The 15,635-nt window shown below is 71.5% G+C and carries 12 protein-coding genes; 5 read left to right on the forward strand and 7 right to left on the reverse strand.

The genetic code is table 11. The features are described from left to right. Positions 1 to 29: 29 nt before the first annotated feature. Together F8566_RS30840 and F8566_RS30845 are read left to right on the forward strand one after the other, a co-directional pair. Complete coding sequence (locus F8566_RS30840) at positions 30 to 2,618, forward strand: glycoside hydrolase family 78 protein (RefSeq protein WP_225993665.1); 2,589 nt, start codon at positions 30 to 32, stop codon at positions 2,616 to 2,618. Positions 2,619 to 2,664: 46 nt separating this feature from the next. Then, a complete protein-coding gene (locus F8566_RS30845; RefSeq protein WP_151565371.1) occupies positions 2,665 to 5,874 on the forward strand; it encodes an alpha-L-rhamnosidase in 3,210 nt (1,069 codons plus the stop codon). A 59-nt stretch (positions 5,875 to 5,933) separates the two neighbouring features. Here the strand turns inward: F8566_RS30845 and F8566_RS30850 are convergent, their stop codons facing one another. The 5 genes from F8566_RS30850 to F8566_RS30870 form a co-directional block, all read right to left on the reverse strand. Then, a complete protein-coding gene (locus F8566_RS30850) occupies positions 5,934 to 7,127 on the reverse strand; it encodes a thiolase C-terminal domain-containing protein (RefSeq protein WP_151565372.1) in 1,194 nt (397 codons plus the stop codon). Between the two features lie 89 nt (positions 7,128 to 7,216). Continuing rightward, positions 7,217 to 8,296 (reverse strand): threonine aldolase family protein, encoded by a 1,080-nt coding sequence (locus F8566_RS30855; protein ID WP_151565373.1) that lies wholly within the window; start codon positions 8,294 to 8,296, stop codon positions 7,217 to 7,219. After that, a complete protein-coding gene (locus tag F8566_RS30860) occupies positions 8,277 to 8,990 on the reverse strand; it encodes an SDR family NAD(P)-dependent oxidoreductase (protein WP_151565374.1) in 714 nt (237 codons plus the stop codon). Before F8566_RS30860 ends, F8566_RS30855 begins: the two co-directional genes overlap by 20 nt. Positions 8,991 to 9,014: 24 nt before the next feature. Continuing rightward, positions 9,015 to 9,581, reverse strand: a complete 567-nt coding sequence (locus F8566_RS30865; protein WP_151565375.1) for a hypothetical protein — start codon at positions 9,579 to 9,581, stop codon at positions 9,015 to 9,017. 122 nt (positions 9,582 to 9,703) lie between these two features. Then, entirely contained in the window at positions 9,704 to 10,414 is a 711-nt protein-coding gene (locus F8566_RS30870; protein WP_151565376.1) for a histidine phosphatase family protein, read from the reverse strand. Between the two features lie 73 nt (positions 10,415 to 10,487). Between F8566_RS30870 and F8566_RS30875 the strand changes: the two genes are divergently transcribed. Both F8566_RS30875 and F8566_RS30880 read left to right on the forward strand, forming a co-directional pair. After that, the gene (locus F8566_RS30875) at positions 10,488 to 10,850 is read left to right on the forward strand and encodes a hypothetical protein (protein WP_151565377.1); all 363 of its coding nucleotides are present in this window, start codon (positions 10,488 to 10,490) and stop codon (positions 10,848 to 10,850) included. After that, positions 10,843 to 11,307: a hypothetical protein gene (locus F8566_RS30880; protein WP_151565378.1), complete on the forward strand. Its 465-nt coding sequence runs from the start codon at positions 10,843 to 10,845 to the stop codon at positions 11,305 to 11,307. Before F8566_RS30875 ends, F8566_RS30880 begins: the two co-directional genes overlap by 8 nt. Positions 11,308 to 11,341: 34 nt before the next feature. On the opposite strand, the gene F8566_RS30885 is transcribed toward F8566_RS30880, so the two are convergent. Next, positions 11,342 to 12,106 (reverse strand): NERD domain-containing protein, encoded by a 765-nt coding sequence (locus F8566_RS30885; RefSeq protein WP_192809944.1) that lies wholly within the window; start codon positions 12,104 to 12,106, stop codon positions 11,342 to 11,344. 204 nt (positions 12,107 to 12,310) lie between these two features. Here F8566_RS30885 and hrpB point away from each other — a divergent pair, with 204 nt between their 5' ends. Beyond that, on the forward strand, positions 12,311 to 14,857 hold the full coding sequence (gene hrpB, locus F8566_RS30890) for an ATP-dependent helicase HrpB (RefSeq protein WP_225993667.1): 2,547 nt from the start codon (positions 12,311 to 12,313) through the stop codon (positions 14,855 to 14,857). On the opposite strand, the gene F8566_RS30895 is transcribed toward hrpB, so the two are convergent. Next, on the reverse strand, positions 14,854 to 15,630 hold the full coding sequence (locus F8566_RS30895) for a TetR/AcrR family transcriptional regulator (protein ID WP_151565379.1): 777 nt from the start codon (positions 15,628 to 15,630) through the stop codon (positions 14,854 to 14,856). The two genes, hrpB and F8566_RS30895, sit on opposite strands and share 4 nt — an antisense overlap. Positions 15,631 to 15,635 lie beyond the last annotated feature (5 nt).

Consider the following 15,635-nt stretch of genomic DNA (forward strand, 5'->3'; position numbering starts at 1 on the left):
AGCCACCCCCTCATAGGAATCGGACACCTGTGACGACCCTGCGTGTCGAACCCCCGACCTTCGAACATCACCGGCAACCCCTCGGCATCGGGGAACCCGCCCCACGCCTGTCGTGGATCGTGACGACCGGCGTCCCGGACTGGCGGCAAGCCGCCTACGAGATCGAACTCAGCGACCAGACCCGTACAGGCCGTGTCGACTCCCACGAGTCGGTCCTGGTGCCCTGGCCCGGTGAGCCCCTGCGCTCCCGCGAACGCCGAGGCGCGCGCGTACGCCTGCACGGCCACGACGGCACGTCCACCGGCTGGAGCCCGTGGGCTTGGGTGGAGACCGGACTGCTCGACACGGCCGACTGGAGAGCCGGCGCGGCGGCACCGCCCCGGCAACTGCTGGGAGATCCCGACGGTCCGGCCCCGCTGCTACGCCGCGACTTCGGCCTGCGCGCACCCGTCGCCTCGGCTCGCCTGTACGTCACCGCGCACGGCCTGTACGAGGTGGAGATCAACGGCATCCCGGTCGGCGACGACGTGCTCGCGCCGGGCTGGACCAGCTACGACCACCGCCTGCGCTACCGCACCCACGACGTCACCGAGCTCCTGGACGAGGGCCCGAACACCATCGCGGCCATGCTCGCCGGCGGCTGGTATCGAGGCCGGATCGGTTTCGGCGGCGGCAAGACCGCCCTCTATGGCGACCGCACCGCGCTGATCGCCCAGCTGGAGATCACCTACACCGACGGCACCACCGACACGGTGGGCACCGACCGGAACTGGCGCTGCAGACCCGGTCCCATCACCGCGGCGAGCCTGTACGACGGGGAATGCTTCGACGCCAGGCTGCTGCCGCAGGGCTGGTCGCGGCCCGGTTTCGACGACTCCGGCTGGCTGCCCGCCGAGACGTTCTCCCACGAGCCGGCCAAGCTGGTCGCACCCTCCGGCCCGCCGGTCCGCCGGTCCGAGACCCTTGCCCCAGCCGACGTACTCATCGGCCCGGCCGGACAGACCATCCTCGACTTCGGCCAGAACATCTCCGGACGGCTGCGCATCCGGGTCCAGGGGCCGGCCGGGCACACCGTCTCGTTGCGGCACGCCGAAGTTCTGGAAGACGGTGCCCTGTGCACCCGGCCGCTGCGCAGAGCCGCCGCACACGACACCTACACGCTGCGCGGCGACTCCACACACGAGGAGTGGGAGCCGCGCTTCACCATCCACGGCTTCCGCTATGCCCAGATCGACGACTGGCCCGGCTACCTGGACCCTGCCGACGTGCAAGCCGTGGTCTGCCACACCGACATGCGCCGCACCGGCCACTTCTCTTGCTCCGATCCGCTGCTGAACCGCTTGCACGACAACGTCGTCTGGAGCATGCGCGGCAACTTCGTCGACGTGCCCACCGACTGCCCGCAACGCGACGAACGCCTAGGCTGGACCGGCGACATTCAGGTCTTCGCACCGGCCGCCGCGTTCCTCTACGACTGCACGGGCATGCTCGGCTCCTGGCTGCAGGACCTGTCGGCCGAGCAGGCCCAGCACGGCACCGTGCCGCTCTATGTCCCGTGGGTCGACCTCGCCCCGTTCGCCCGGCTGGAGCCCATGGCGGCCTGGGGCGACGCCGCGGTCGTGGTGCCCTGGACGCTCTACCAGCGCACCGGCGACCTCGGCCTGCTGCGCAGGCAGTACCCCAGCATGACGGCCTGGGTCGACCAGATCGCCGGTCTGGCCGGCGAATCACTGCTGTGGGACACCGGTGAGCAACTGGGGGACTGGCTCGACCCGGCCGCACCCGCCGACCGGCCCGCCGAGACCCGCACCGACCCGAGCCTGGTCGCCACCGCCTACCTCGCCCGCTCCGCCTGGCTCGTCGCCCAGACCGCCGGTCTCCTGGGCGACGCCTACGCCCACCGCCGCTACGACGAACTCGCCGAACGGGTCCGCGCCGCGTTCGACAGCGCCTACGTCTCGCCTGAGGGCAAGGTGTCCAGCGACTCCCAGACCGCCTACGCGCTGGCGCTCACGTTCGGGCTCATCGACGGCGAGGGCCGTCGCGCCCACGCGGGCCGGCGGCTGGTCGAACTCGTCCGCGAGGGCGGCCACCGCATCGGCACCGGCTTCGTCGGCACACCGCTCATCTGCGACGCCCTCACCGAGACCGGGGCCATCGACGACGCCTACCGGCTGCTGCTGCAGACCGAGTGCCCCTCCTGGCTGTACGCGGTGACGAAGGACGCCACCACCATCTGGGAACGATGGGACAGCCTGCTGCCCGACGGCAGGGTCAATCCCGGCGAGATGACCTCGTTCAACCACTACGCCCTCGGCGCGGTCGCCGATTGGATGCACCGCACCGTGGCCGGCCTGGCCCCCGCCGAACCGGGTTACCGCCGCCTGCTGGTACGCCCACGCCCCGGTGGCGGCCTGACCCATGCGCGCGCCTCCCACCTCACCCCCTACGGCCCGGCGGAAGTCAGCTGGGCGCTCACCGGCGGCGACCTGGCCGTGAACGTACTCGTCCCGCCCAACACCACCGCCACCGTCCACCTCCCAGCTGATCCAGACCATCCCATCAACGCCGGCCCAGGACGCCACGTCTTCCGATGCCGCCTACCCGCCCATGCGTGACGGCGCACGCACCCACCCCCGCGCTTCGACGGAAAGAGGAGGATCGATGTCAGTCAGCAAACGCTCGATCTGTGTGCTGGGAGCCACGGCACTGCTCGTGGGTCTGGCGGCGCCGCCCCCGGCTGCCGCCGGCACCTCGGCCTTCAGGCAGGCGGGTTACGTCATGCCGGTCCGCCTCGGCGTGGACGGGCGGTACGACTCGCCCCAAGGTCTCGACAACCGGCGCCCCACGCTGACCTGGCAGATCACCGAGACCAGCCGAGCCAGATCCCATCCCTGTCATCGCCCCGGCGCCCGTACGCCATGTCCGGGCGACCGGCAGACCGCGTACGAGGTGCAGGCGGCGCAGACACCGGCGAAGCTCAAGGCCGGGCGGCTGATCTGGTCGTCGGGCCGTGTGCGCAGCGCCCAGCAGGGCGCCGCTTTCGCCGGCGCTCTGAAGTCACGCGACACCGTCGCCTGGCGGGTCCGGGTCTGGGACGCCAACCAGCAGGCGTCCGGCTGGTCCGCTCCGGCCACCTGGAGCATGGGCCTGCTGGAGCGAAGCGACTGGGGAAACGCCCGGTGGATCGACTACCCCGACCGTGCCGAGAACCAGCCGCTGCCGATCTTCGCCCGGCAGTTCCGTGTGCCACGCGGGAAGAAGGTCGCGGACGCCCGCCTGTATCTGTCCGGGGTCGGGCTGCACCATGCCACGGTCAACGGCAAGGAACTGACCGATGAGGTACTGGCGCCCGGCAACTCCAACTACCAGCTGTCGAGCGAGTACCGCACCTACGACCTCAAGCGCACCGTCCGGGCCGGTGACAACACGATCGGTGTGGAGCTCGGCCACGGCACCGCGTACGTACGCCGCAGCGTGACCAACCCGGCGGTGGGACGGACCTCGCCGTACTCCTGGTGGCAGAGCCAGATCAAAGGCGCCGGATCGCTGGCGGCCGACGCCGCCGCCGGAGCGACGACCGTCAAGCTCGACTCGGTGACCGGCTACCACGTCGGCGGCACGATCAACGTCGCGACCGGCGGAGGCGGTGACCGGCTCGAGTCGCGCACGATCACCCAGATCGGCACCGCCGGAGCCGACGGCACCGGCATCTCCTTCACGCCGGCGCTCACCGGCGCGCACCCGGCCGGGACGAAGGTCACCGGCTCCGGCAACAACATCGCCGCCAGCGACCCGTCCGCGGGCGCGGCCGTGACGCCCCGCTTCATCGGCCGCATGGAGATCCGCTACACCGACGGCAGCGAGGACGCCGTCGTCACCGACCGGTCCTGGCGGACCGCCCTGGGGCCGCTGGTCACCGACGCCTGGTACTCGGGCTCGGACCATGACGCGCGCCGCGAGCAGCCCGGCTGGAACCACCCCGGCTCCGACCTCACCGCGACCGCCAAGCGGCGTGACGGATCGGCCGCCGGATGGCTGAACGCGGGGATCGCGCCGCCGCCGAACCTGGCGACCGAGCTGGTGGCCCGGACCGCCGAGCCGATCCGGGTGCAGGAGCGGCTGCGGCCGGTGTCGGTGACCAACCCGGCGCCCGGCACCTGGGTGTTCGATCTCGGCCAGAACATCACCGGCTGGCCGGAGCTGCGTCTCGGCAAGGTCCCGGCCGGGACCACGGTCAAGGTGGCGCCGGCCGAGTCGCTGAACCCCGACGGAACGGTGAACCAGGCTTCCCTGATGGGCGGAGGCGGGTCCCGGGGCGTCGACCTGTTCAACACCTACACCGCCTACGGTGACCGCCGCGGCGAGTCGTGGCACCCGAGCTTCAACTACTTCGGCATGCAGTGGATCCAGGTCACCGGGCTTCCCGAGGGCTACAAGCCGGCCCGCGACCTCGTCACCGGGGTCCGCCTCCAGGCCGACACACCCGCCGCAGGTGAGTTCGGCAGCTCGAACGCGCGGATCAACCGGATCCACACGATGGCGCGCTACTCGTTCGCCGGCAACATCATGTCGACGTTCACCGACTGCCCGGGCCGCGAGAAGCTCTCCTATCCGGCTGACTACACCATGCCGATGGGCGCCATCCATCGCGACTTCGAGCTCGCCGCCTACCTGCGCACCACCATGCGGCACCTGGTCGAAGGCCAGTCGGTGGCCGACACCCCGATGCGCGGCAACGTGGCGCTCAAGACCCCCGTCTACGACTGGGGCTACAGCGGCCGGTTCGGCGACGAGATCAACTGGGGCAACGCCATCGTCCTGGTCCCGGCCATGCTGTACGAGCTGTACGGCGACACCCAGACCATGGCGACGTACTACGACCAGATGGTGAAGTACATCGACTACATCCGCCGGGAGAAGGCCGGCACCGGCGAGGACGCGCACATCGTCAACGCCGCCCTGGCCGACTGGGTCGCCGCCGACCAGACCTCGGGCCGCATCACCGGCACCTGGGGCTACCACGTCATGATCACCAAGATGGCGCGCATGGCCGAGCTGACCGGCCACACCGCCGACGCCGCGACGTACCGGCAACTGGCCGGCGACATCAAGACCGCGTTCAACAACGCCTTCTTCAACGAGTCGCTCGGCCGCTACACCGCCACCGGGAACGCCGGCAGTGACGGCGCCACGCAGACGGCCCAGGCGCTGGCACTCGACGCGGACCTGGTCCCCGCCGGCAAGCGCCCACAGGTCCTCAACGCCCTGGTGGAACTCGTCCAGAACTTCCACCCGAACGGCGACGGCCCGCACTTCAGCGGCGGCACCATCGGCCTGGCCCCGACCATCCGGGCGCTGGCCGACGGCGGCCGCGACGACGTCCTGTGGGAGGTCCTTCAGGAGAACGACCAGCCCAGCTACGGCTACTTCATGGAATCCACCCCTGCCAACCCCGGCGGCATGACCACCATCGGCGAGCGCTGGACCAGGGGAGACTCCAAGAACCACATGATCCTCGCCCAGATCCAGGAGTGGTTCCACTCCGGTATCGCGGGCATCCGCACCGCACCCGGCGCCACCGCCTACAGCAACCTGATCTTCCAGCCCAAGCCCGTGGGCGATCTGCGCCACGCCCACGGCAGCTACACCACTCCCTACGGCACCGCACGCAGCGCGTGGACCAGGTCGGCGCAGACCTTCCAACTGAAGATCACCGTCCCGGCGGGAACCACGGGCGAGGTCCGCGTCCCCACCGGCAGCCGCCCCGGGCCGACACCGCCCCGGGCTCGCTTCCTGCGTGTCGAGAACGGCCACGCCGTCTACTCGGTCCCCGCAGGCCAGTTCACCTTCACCGCACCATCGGCCCGATGACCGTCAGCGCGTGATCACCTCCTGCCCGGCATCCGCAGGCAGCAGGTGCGGGTGCCGGGTCAGCGGGTGGGCTTGGTGTAGACGGCGACGGCGCATGCGCTGCCGAGGCCGATGTTGTGCTGGAGGGCGACCTTGGCGCCGGCGACCTGGCGCTTGTCGGCCTTGCCGCGCAGCTGCCAGGTCAGCTCGGCGCACTGCGCGATGCCGGTCGCGCCCAGCGGATGGCCCTTGGAGATGAGCCCGCCGGACGGGTTGACGACCCACGTGCCGCCGTAGGTGGTGGCCTGGTCGTCGACCAGCTTGTGGCCCTCGCCGACGGACGCCATGCCCAGCGCCTCATAGGTGATCAGCTCGTTGGCGCTGAAGCAGTCGTGGAGCTCGATGACGTCGACGTCGTCGATACCGATTCCCGCCTCGTCCATCGCCCTGCTAGCGGCGCGCTGCGAGCAGCCGAACCCGACCACCTGGATCGAGGAGTGGTCGGCGAAGCTGTCGGCGGTGTCGGAGGCGATGTGGTGCCCGGCGATCTCGACCGCCTGGTCCCACAGGTCGTTGTCGTCCACGAACCGCTCGCTCACCACGATCGCGGCCGCCGCGCCGTCGGAGGTGGGGGAGCACTGCAGCTTGGTCAGCGGGTCGAAGATCATCGTCGCGTTCTTGACGTCGTCGAGCGAGTACTCGTCCTGGAACTGGGCGTACGGGTTGTTGACCGAGTGCTTGTGGTTCTTCCAGCCGATCCAGGCGAAGTGGTCGGCGGACGAGCCGTACTTCTCCATGTGCTCGCGCCCGGCGTTGCCGAACATCTGCGGCATCGGGGCCTTGTCCATCTCCCATGGGCGGCCCGCCACCATCGAGTTGAGGTGGTGGTCGATGATGGTCACCTTCGACTTGCCGACGCCCGCGCCGAGCGAGCCCTTCTGCATCTTCTCCATGCCGAGGGCGAGCACGCAGTCGGCCAGCCCGCCGCGCACCGACTGCCGGGCGAGGAAGAGGGCGCTCGAACCCGTGGCGCACGCGTTGGCGACGGTCATCACCGGGATGCCGGTCATGCCCGTCTCGTACAGGGCGCGCTGACCCATCGCGCCGTACATCGAACCGGCGTAGGCCTGCTCGATCCGGTCATAGGCGACGCCCGCGTCCTCCAGGGCCTTGCCGACGGCCTCCTTGGCCATGTCGGGGTACTCCCAGTCGCGGGAGCCCGGCTTCTCGAACTTGGTCATGCCCACGCCGACGACGAAGGTGCGGTTGGCCATCAGGCTTGCCTCCTGTAACCGAATCCAGTTCAACATCCACGATAGCCGGGTGACCAAGCAAGTGTTCGGTCAGGGTGCTCGCGACCTCCTCAGGCGGAGAGCTCTTCGGCGAGGGCGGCCGCGAAGGCCTTGACGTCGCCCTCAGTGGTGTCGAAGGAGCAGACCCAGCGGACCTCGCCCGTTCGTGCGTCCCAGACGTAGAAGGGGAAACGTTTCCGCAGGCGCTCGGTCGCGTCCTTGGGCAGGATCGCGAACACCGCGTTCGCCTCGGCCGGCCGCACGACCCGTACGCCCGGCAGATCGCGGACGGCGGCCTCCAGTGCGCGGGCCATGGCGTTGGCGTGCGCCGCGTTGCGCAGCCACAGATCACCGTCGAGGAGCGCGACGAGCTGGGCGGACACGAACCGCATCTTGGACGCCAGCTGCATCCCCGCCTTGCGCAGGTAGAGCGTGCCGCGCACGGCCTCGGGGTTCAGGACGACGATCGCCTCGCCCAGCATCAGCCCGTTCTTGGTGCCGCCGAACGAGAGCACGTCCACCCCCGCGTCGGTCGTGATGGCCCGCATCGGCACGCCCAGCGCCGCGGCGGCGTTGGAGATGCGGGCGCCGTCCATGTGCACGAGCAGGCCGCGCTCGTGCGCCGCGGCGGACACGGCGGCGATCTCCTCCGCCGTGTAGACGGTGCCGAGCTCGGTGCTCTGGGTGATGGACACGACCTTGGGCTGGGCGTGCTGAGGGTCGCCGAAACCCGTCGCGTACCGGTCGACCAGCTCCGGTGTCAGCTTGCCGCCCGGAGCGGGCACCGGGATCAGCTTCAGCCCCGCCACCTTCTCCGGCGCGCCGCCCTCGTCGGTGTTGATGTGCGCCGAGTCGGCGCAGATCACCGCGCTCCAGCGGTCCGACATCGCCTGCAGCCCGACCACGTTGGCGCCCGTGCCGTTGAACACCGGGAACGACTCGGTGCGTTCACCGAAATGCCGCTTGAACACCTCGCGCAGCCGGGCGGTCACCACGTCGTCGCCGTAAGCGGTCTGGTGGCCCTCATTGGCGGCGGCGATGGCTGCCAGTACCTCGGGGTGGATTCCCGCGCGGTTGTCACTGGCGAACGTGCGGATGGCCGGTCGAGCGGGTTCAGGAGTGGGAGCGGGTTCAGGAGTGGGAAAGGTCAAGGCGTCTTCCGTTCAGCTGATCGGCGGGCCGGTTCCAGAGGTCCGCGATGGCCTGCGCCAGGTCGTCGACGTGGGTGAACCCGGGGAAGGAGTCGTCCGGATTCGCCTTCAGCATCGCATCCGTCAACAAGGCCTTGACCACCAGGATGGTCGCGGCCGCGGTCCCGGTGAACGCGTCGGCCTGCGCCAGGATCCACGCCTCGGCCGCGGCCTTGGCGGTGGAGTAGGCAGCCATGTCCTGGGCGGGGCGCTGCGCGGCGTGCTGCGACACGATCACGACCCGCCCGCGCGGGCTGCGTGACAGGTGCTCGTGGAAGGCGAGCGTGGTGTGCTGCAGGGTGCGGACGAGCAGATCGTGGAGGAACGCCCAGTCGGCCAGGTCGGTCTCGGCGAAGGGCGTGCCGCCGCGCCAGCCGCCCACCAGGTGGACCAGGCCGTCCACCCGGCCGTGCTCGGCGGCGACGGCGTCCGCCCAGGCCCGTGTCGCGCCGGCGTCGAGGAGGTCCACGACGACCGGCGAGATCCGTTCGTCGTCCCACTCCTGCGGCACGCGGTCGGCGGCGACGACCCGTGCCCCGCTCGCGGCCAGCGCCCGTACGACGGCATGTCCCGCCGGCCCGCCCGACCCCGCCACCACGATCACTCGCTCCCCGGACGGGTCACTGAAAGGTTCCGCGCTGGAAGGTGATGTCATGCCCCCATCTTCCACCGGGCGCGGTCAGAGGATGCGCTCGCCCATGGAGTCGGCGACCGGCTCGTGACCGGCGGCGGTCATGGGCTCGCTCACACGGCCGCCGATCCGCGTGCGGATGGCGTCCACGTCGTCGCCCAGCCTGGCCATGTTGCCCTGGAGCTCGCGCCACAGGCCGGAGCGCTGCTCCATCCGCGCCAGCTGGCCGCGCAGGTCGGCGACGCGCCGCTCGACGTGCTCCAGGCGGGCGCTGTTGCCGGCGGTGTCCTTGCCGGTGCGCACGAGCGTGGTGGCGACCACCGTGAGATCGCGCTCGGTGTCGTCCATCCGCTCGTCGAGGCGCGGCAGCAGTCGGTCGTTCAGCTGGACCACGAGGGAGTCGAGCTCATTGCGCAGGCCGCGGAGCTCGGCGTCCTGCCCCTTGACGGTCTCCTCAAGGAGCCGGATGCGTTCACTGTAGGCTTGGAGCCGCCCCAGCTCAGCCGCGCGTTCCCGGGTGTCCTGGCTGATCCTCGCGATGAGGCTCGCGCCCTCGCGCAGCTGGCGCTCCGCCTCGGCGGCGACGCGGCGGACGAGACCCGAGAACACGGTCATGATGCTCCTCTGCTGTGGGGGGATCTTGACGCGGGGGTACGCCTCCTAAACTGTAGGCGAACTAGGCGAAAACAGTGCAGATCATTCACGTGTTCATCGGGTGAACTGCGTCGCTGTGGGTTCTAGGAGTTGCGTGCGTCGATCGTGACGAGATGGTCACAGGCGTTGTACATGTGGCGGCGGAGCCGGCCGCCCTCGTCCCGCCAGCGGGTGATCGAGCAGTTGGCGACCGGTTCCTTCTCGATCTCCAGGATCTCCTGCTCGGACAGCCGTTCCACCAGGTAGCGGGTCATGACGACGATGGCGTCGTGCGTCACCACCAGGGGGCGCCCGCCGGGGTGGTCCTGGCCGAGATCGCGGTAGAAGCCGCGGAGCCGCAGCGCCAGGTCGGCCCATGACTCGCCGCCCGGCGCCCGGTAGTAGAACTTGCCGAGGCGCCGCATCCGCAGGACCTCCTCGGGGAATCGCAGGCCGATGCCACGCGGGGTCAGCCCTTCCAGGACGCCCTGCTCCCGGTCGCGGAGGCGCTCGTCGACTTCGCAGGGAATCTCGTACGGGGCCTGCGCGAGCGCGATGCGGGCCGTGTCGAGCGTGCGGAGGTAGGGGGAGACGACGGCCACCGTGGGCCGTTCGTCCTCGGGGAGGCCGGCCAGCCAGCGGCCCAGGAGGGCCGCCTGCTCTCTCCCGGCGTCCGTCAGGGGGATGTCGGCGTCGCGTTCGCGAAGCCCCAGCTCTTCCGCGTCGGTGCCCTGCACGGCGCGGTAGGCGAGGTTGCCGGTGCTCTCTCCATGCCTGGTCAAGTTGAGCCACTCGAGCGTGTCCACGGGCTTCATGGTCCCACGTCGTGCCCAGTCGGCGCCGGAACTACCGGGCTCTGAGCTCTACAGGGCGTAGTACTCTCTCCCCGTGACGAACTGGCTGGCCACCACGATCATCGTGGTCTCGTTGCTCGGGGCCGCCTACGGCCTGGTGGCGACCCTGCGCGACCGGGCGATGGACTGGGGCCACCTCATCGCGCTCGGCGTCGTCGAGGTACTGCTCATCCTCCAGGTCGTGCTGGGCTTCCTGAAGCTCGCCGATGACGAGGGGCCGCGCGACTCGGCCACGTTCATCGGCTACATGCTGGGCATCCTGCTGATCCCGGCCGCGGGCGCGGGGTGGGGGGTGCTGGAGCGCTCCCGCTGGGGTCCCGCCGTCATCGTCGTCGCCTGCCTGTCGGTGGCCGCGATGATCGCCCGCATGGACCAGATCTGGACCGGCAATGTCTGAGCAGAACCCAGCGTCTGAGCAGAACCCAGCCGTGGACGGGGCCGCCACGCGGAGCGGGCCCGGGCGGCTGCTGGTCGCCGTCTACGCGATCTTCGCGCTGGCGGCGGGGGCGCGGGCGGGGGTGCAGATCGCGACCAGGTTCTCCGAGGCGCCGCTGGCCTACACGCTGTCGGCCGTTGCCGCGCTCATCTACATCCTGGCGACCGTCGCGCTCGCCCTCGGCGGCCGTACGTCCCGGCGCGTGGCGTTCGCCGCGCTGTCGGTCGAGCTGGCCGGCGTGCTGATCGTCGGCACGTTGAGCCTGGCCGACGCCGACGCCTTTCCCGACGCCACGGTCTGGTCCGGCTTCGGCCGCGGCTATGCCTTCATCCCGCTGGTCCTGCCGGTCATCGGCCTCTACTGGCTGCGCCGGACCCGTCCGGCGGGCGCCGGCTCCGCGCCCGCCGGAACGAGCTGACCGGGGAACGGCCCGCGCCGGCCCGTTCCCCGGATCAGGCCGCGGGCGACATGGTCCGGCCGCCGATGGGCAGTGTGTGGACCGCGGCCTGGGCGATGAGCTCCACCTCAGAGGCCGAGAAGTCGGCGTCCGGGTGCCGCCTGGCCCAGCGCAGCAGTTTCAGCGGCGGGGCGAAGACGATGCCGTCCGCTGTGAACGGGGGCCGGGTCAGCCGCCCGCCGTGCACCGCGAGCAGCGGCGTCACCGACACGCGCAGGCCGGTGCGGTCCGACAGCGTCCGGGAGGCGCTCGCCGCGGCGCCGTTGAGCCGCTTGACCAGCGCCGACTGCGTACGGCCGTCGATGAAGACCTTGCCGCCGTGCTGGGTGATCTCGGCCTCGGGGTGCCAGGCCTCGTTGTGGATCAGCCACACCCCGCCGGGCCCCACGAGCAACTGGTCGATGGTGCCGTAGCCGGGCACGGTGCGGGCGTACAGCACCCGGTGGCCGCGGCGTTCGAGCGTGAAGCGGAGCAGCCGGTTCATCCGTTCGTCGCCGCGCAGGCCCAGGCGCCAGACACGGGAGGCGTTGTAGCCGCGCCAATGGAAGAAGGTGTCGGCGGCCGCCACCAGCAGTGCCATCGCAAGGCCCAAAATGGCGTTGACCAGCAGCCCGCAGAGTACCAGCGTGGCGCCGGCCAGAATTGCGCGAGTCCGCAATCTTCCCTTGCGGCCACGCTGCCAGAGGTCTTCGTAGACGGCCTGCGGCGATCCGCCGGTGAACGCCGTCCTGCCTCTGAGATAGATAGAGCTGCCGATCATCCCGAACCTCCATGCACCTGCGGCTACGTCCCTGATTATGAGGCATACCCGCTGATTGGCGGGAAGGGCCACCCGGGTTAGGAAAGTCGAGCGCAAAGGGAATGGAAAGTGGGAGCGTTATTGCAGTTCAGGCCATTATGGAAATGCGCGGTGCAAGTATCACCGCAAGGTCCGCGAACACTTTCGTCCCACGGCATTTGTCCGATGCGGGAGACTGGGCGGATGCACACCGTCCGCCGGGAGGCCCTTTCCGCGCTGCCCGTCCGCCATGCCGTCCCCGCCCTTCGCTCGGCGCTGTCGGACCGGGGCGTGGCCGTGCTGGCGGCGCCACCGGGGACGGGCAAGACGACACTCGTCCCCCTTGCCCTGGCCGGGCTGCTCGACGGGGAGCCGCCGCATGAGCGCGGCCAAGTGATCGTCGTGGAGCCGCGGCGGCTGGCGGCGCGCGCGGCCGCCCGCCGGATGGCCTGGCTCCTGGGGGAGCGGGTCGGGGATCGTGTCGGCTTCACGGTCCGCGGCGAGCACCGGCGCGGCTCGCGGGTGCAGGTGGTGACGACCGGGGTGCTGCTCCAGCGGCTCCAGCACGACCCGGAGCTCGCGGACGTGTCCGCGGTCATGCTGGACGAGTGCCACGAACGGCACCTCGACGCCGACACCACGCTCGCGTTCCTGCTCGACGTCCGCGCCGCCCTCCGTCCGGACCTGTGCCTCGTGGCCGCCTCGGCGACCGCCGACACCGCACCGTGGTCACGTCTCCTCGGCGGAGACGACGGCTCCGCGCCCGTCGTCGAGACCCAGGCGGCGCTCCACCCGGTCGAGGTCGTGTGGGCGCCGCCGGAACGGCCGTTGCCGCCGCCGCACGGGATGCGGGTCGATCCCGCGCTGCTCGCGCACGTCGCGGGCCTGGTGCGCCGTGCGCTGGCCGAACGCGACGGCGATGTGCTCTGCTTCCTTCCCGGAGTGGGCGAGATCGCCAGGGTCGCCGGGACGTTGTCGGATCTCACCTCGGCCGACGTGCTCCAGGTCCACGGCCAGGCGCCGCCCGCGGTGCAGGACGCGGTGCTCGCGCCGGGAGAACGGCGACGGGTCGTGCTGGCGACCTCGGTCGCCGAGTCGAGCCTCACCGTGCCGGGCGTGCGGGTCGTCGTCGACTCCGGGCTGGCACGCGAACCGCGCACCGACCACGCCCGCGGCCTGGGGGCGCTGACCACGGTCCGTGCGTCGCGTGCCGCGGCCGAGCAGCGCGCCGGCCGGGCGGGCCGCGAAGCCCCCGGAGCGGTCTACCGGTGCTGGAGCGAGGCCGAGCATGAGCGGCTTCCGGGACGGCCCCGACCCGAGATCGAGCTGGCCGACCTCGCCTCGTTCGCCCTCCAGATCGCCTGCTGGGGCGACCCCGGAGCCCGCGACCTGGCCCTGCTCGATCCGCCGCCTGAGGCGGCGCTGCGGGCCGCGCGCTCGACCCTGACCGCGATCGGCGCGGTCGAGGACGGCCGGGCCACCGAACGCGGGCGGCGGCTGGCGCGCGCCGGAGTCCATCCCCGGCTCGCCCGTGCCCTGCTGGACGGCGCGCAGCAGGTCGGCCGCCGGACCGCCGCACAGATCGTGGCGCTGCTCTCCGAACCACCACCGCGCGGCGCGGGCGACGACCTCACCGCGACGTGGCGCTCGCTCCGCCGCGACGGTCCGCCGGCAGACGCGCACGCCGCCCGCTGGCGAGACGAGGTCCGCCGCCTGGAACAGGCCCTCCCGGCCGACTCAGCCCCCGTTTCCCGCCCGGCCGACGACGTGGCCGCCGGGACGGTCGTCGCTCTGGCGTTCCCCGAACGGGTGGCACGGGCGCGCCCGGGCGGGGACTATCTCATGGCGTCGGGCACCGGCGCGGCCCTGCTCGCCGGCGGCTCGGCGCTCGCCTCGGCCCGCGCCGGGTGGCTCGCGATCGCCGTCGCCGACCGTCCGGCCGGGGCGCCGTCCGCCCGCGTCCGCCAGGCGGTCGTGATCGATGAGGACGTTGCACGGCTCGCCGCCGCCCCGCTGCTCCAGGTGGCGGAGGAGATCGAATGGCGGGACGGCGACGTGATCGCCCGCCGGGTCGAACGGCTCGGCGCGATCGAGCTGAGCGCCCGTCCCCTGACCGCCCCCGATCCCGAGCTCGTGCGCAAGGCCCTCACTCAGGGCCTGCGCGACGGCGGGCTCTCTCTCCTGACCTGGACGCCCGCCGCGACAGCCCTGCGCGAACGCCTCGCGTTCTGCCACAACGCCCTCGGTGACCCCTGGCCCGCGGTGGACGACGCGGCGCTGCTCGACCACGCCCTGGACTGGCTGCCCGCCGGCGCCCGCCGCCGCGCCGACCTGGCCAAGATCGACGTCACGGCCGCGCTGCGCGGCCTGCTGCCCTGGGAGTGCGCCGCGCGGCTGGACGAGATGGCGCCCGAACGCATCGAAGTGCCATCCGGCTCCCGGATCCGCGTCGACTACTCGGGCGAACGCCCCGTCCTGGCCGTCAAACTCCAGGAGCTCTTCGGCTGGGCCGCCGCCCCGGCGCTGGCGGGCGGCCGGGTGCCCCTGGTCGTGCACCTGCTGTCGCCGGCCGGCCGGCCCGCCGCGGTCACCGCCGACCTGGGCTCGTTCTGGAAGGAGGGCTACAAGGCCGTCCGCGCCGAGCTCCGCGGCCGCTACCCCCGCCACCCATGGCCCGAGGACCCGACCCGAGCCTCACCCACCCGCCGTCCCAACCCTCGCCGCCGACCCTAATTGGACGGGGCCTGGGTCGCCGTGCGGGCGGTTATCAGCGCCGCTATGCCGTCGAGGATCCGCTCCAGGCCGAACTCGAAGGCGTGCTCGGGGCCTATGGCGCCGCCGTAGGCCTGGGAGGCGGCGGTGCCGACGCGGGAGCCCAGCGGATAGGCGTCGGGTTCGAGGACCTCTCCGAGCACCGGGCCGGTCGCCTCCCACCACTCCTCGTCGGTCATGCCGGTGCGCCGTTCGGCCTGGGCGGCGTTCACCGAGACCCGCGCTGAGCTCTGGGCGTGGCCGGTGACCAGCGAGATCACCGAGTCCATCTCCACGTCGGTCAGGCCCAGGCCGTCCACGGCGCGGAGCTCGTACTCGTACTTGCCGATCAGGTTGGGGCCCATCGGCGGGCGGCTGGTGGAGATCTGCAAAAGCCACGGGTGGCGGTGGTAAAGGTCCCAGTTCTGGCGGGCGATGTGCGCCAGCTTGGGCCGCCAGCCGCCGGGCACGTCGTCGGGCGGGGCGAGCTCGCCGAGGGCGCGGTCCATCATCACGTCGATCAGCTCGGCCTTGGACGGCACGTAGGTGTAGATCGACATGGTGGCGACCCCCAGTTCCTCGGCGATGCGCCGCATCGAGAGGGCCTCCAGATCAGCGGCGTCGGCCAGCTCGATGGCCGTGGTGATGATCCGGTCGACGGTCAGCTTGGGTTTCGGGCCGCGCCGGGGACGCTCCTGCACGCCCCAGAGCAACTCCAGGCTGCGCTTCGGATCGCCGGTGCCGCTGTACTCCATGGCCA

Source organism: Actinomadura rudentiformis (assembly GCF_008923185.1).
Lineage (GTDB): Bacteria > Actinomycetota > Actinomycetes > Streptosporangiales > Streptosporangiaceae > Spirillospora > Spirillospora rudentiformis.

Bases quoted from the DNA above. Each gene is read 5' to 3' on its own strand.
- F8566_RS30850 (WP_151565372.1), bottom strand. From the start codon at position 7,127: ATGGCCAACCGCACCTTCGTCGTCGGCGTGGGCATGACCAAGTTCGAG.
- F8566_RS30885 (WP_192809944.1), bottom strand. From the start codon at position 12,106: ATGATCGGCAGCTCTATCTATCTCAGAGGCAGGACGGCGTTCACCGGC.
- F8566_RS30860 (WP_151565374.1), bottom strand. From the start codon at position 8,990: ATGACATCACCTTCCAGCGCGGAACCTTTCAGTGACCCGTCCGGGGAG.
- F8566_RS30880 (WP_151565378.1), top strand. From the start codon at position 10,843: ATGTCTGAGCAGAACCCAGCGTCTGAGCAGAACCCAGCCGTGGACGGG.
- F8566_RS30845 (WP_151565371.1), top strand. From the start codon at position 2,665: ATGTCAGTCAGCAAACGCTCGATCTGTGTGCTGGGAGCCACGGCACTG.
- F8566_RS30865 (WP_151565375.1), bottom strand. From the start codon at position 9,581: ATGACCGTGTTCTCGGGTCTCGTCCGCCGCGTCGCCGCCGAGGCGGAG.
- hrpB (WP_225993667.1), top strand. From the start codon at position 12,311: ATGCGGGAGACTGGGCGGATGCACACCGTCCGCCGGGAGGCCCTTTCC.
- F8566_RS30895 (WP_151565379.1), bottom strand. From the start codon at position 15,630: ATGGAGTACAGCGGCACCGGCGATCCGAAGCGCAGCCTGGAGTTGCTC.
- F8566_RS30870 (WP_151565376.1), bottom strand. From the start codon at position 10,414: ATGAAGCCCGTGGACACGCTCGAGTGGCTCAACTTGACCAGGCATGGA.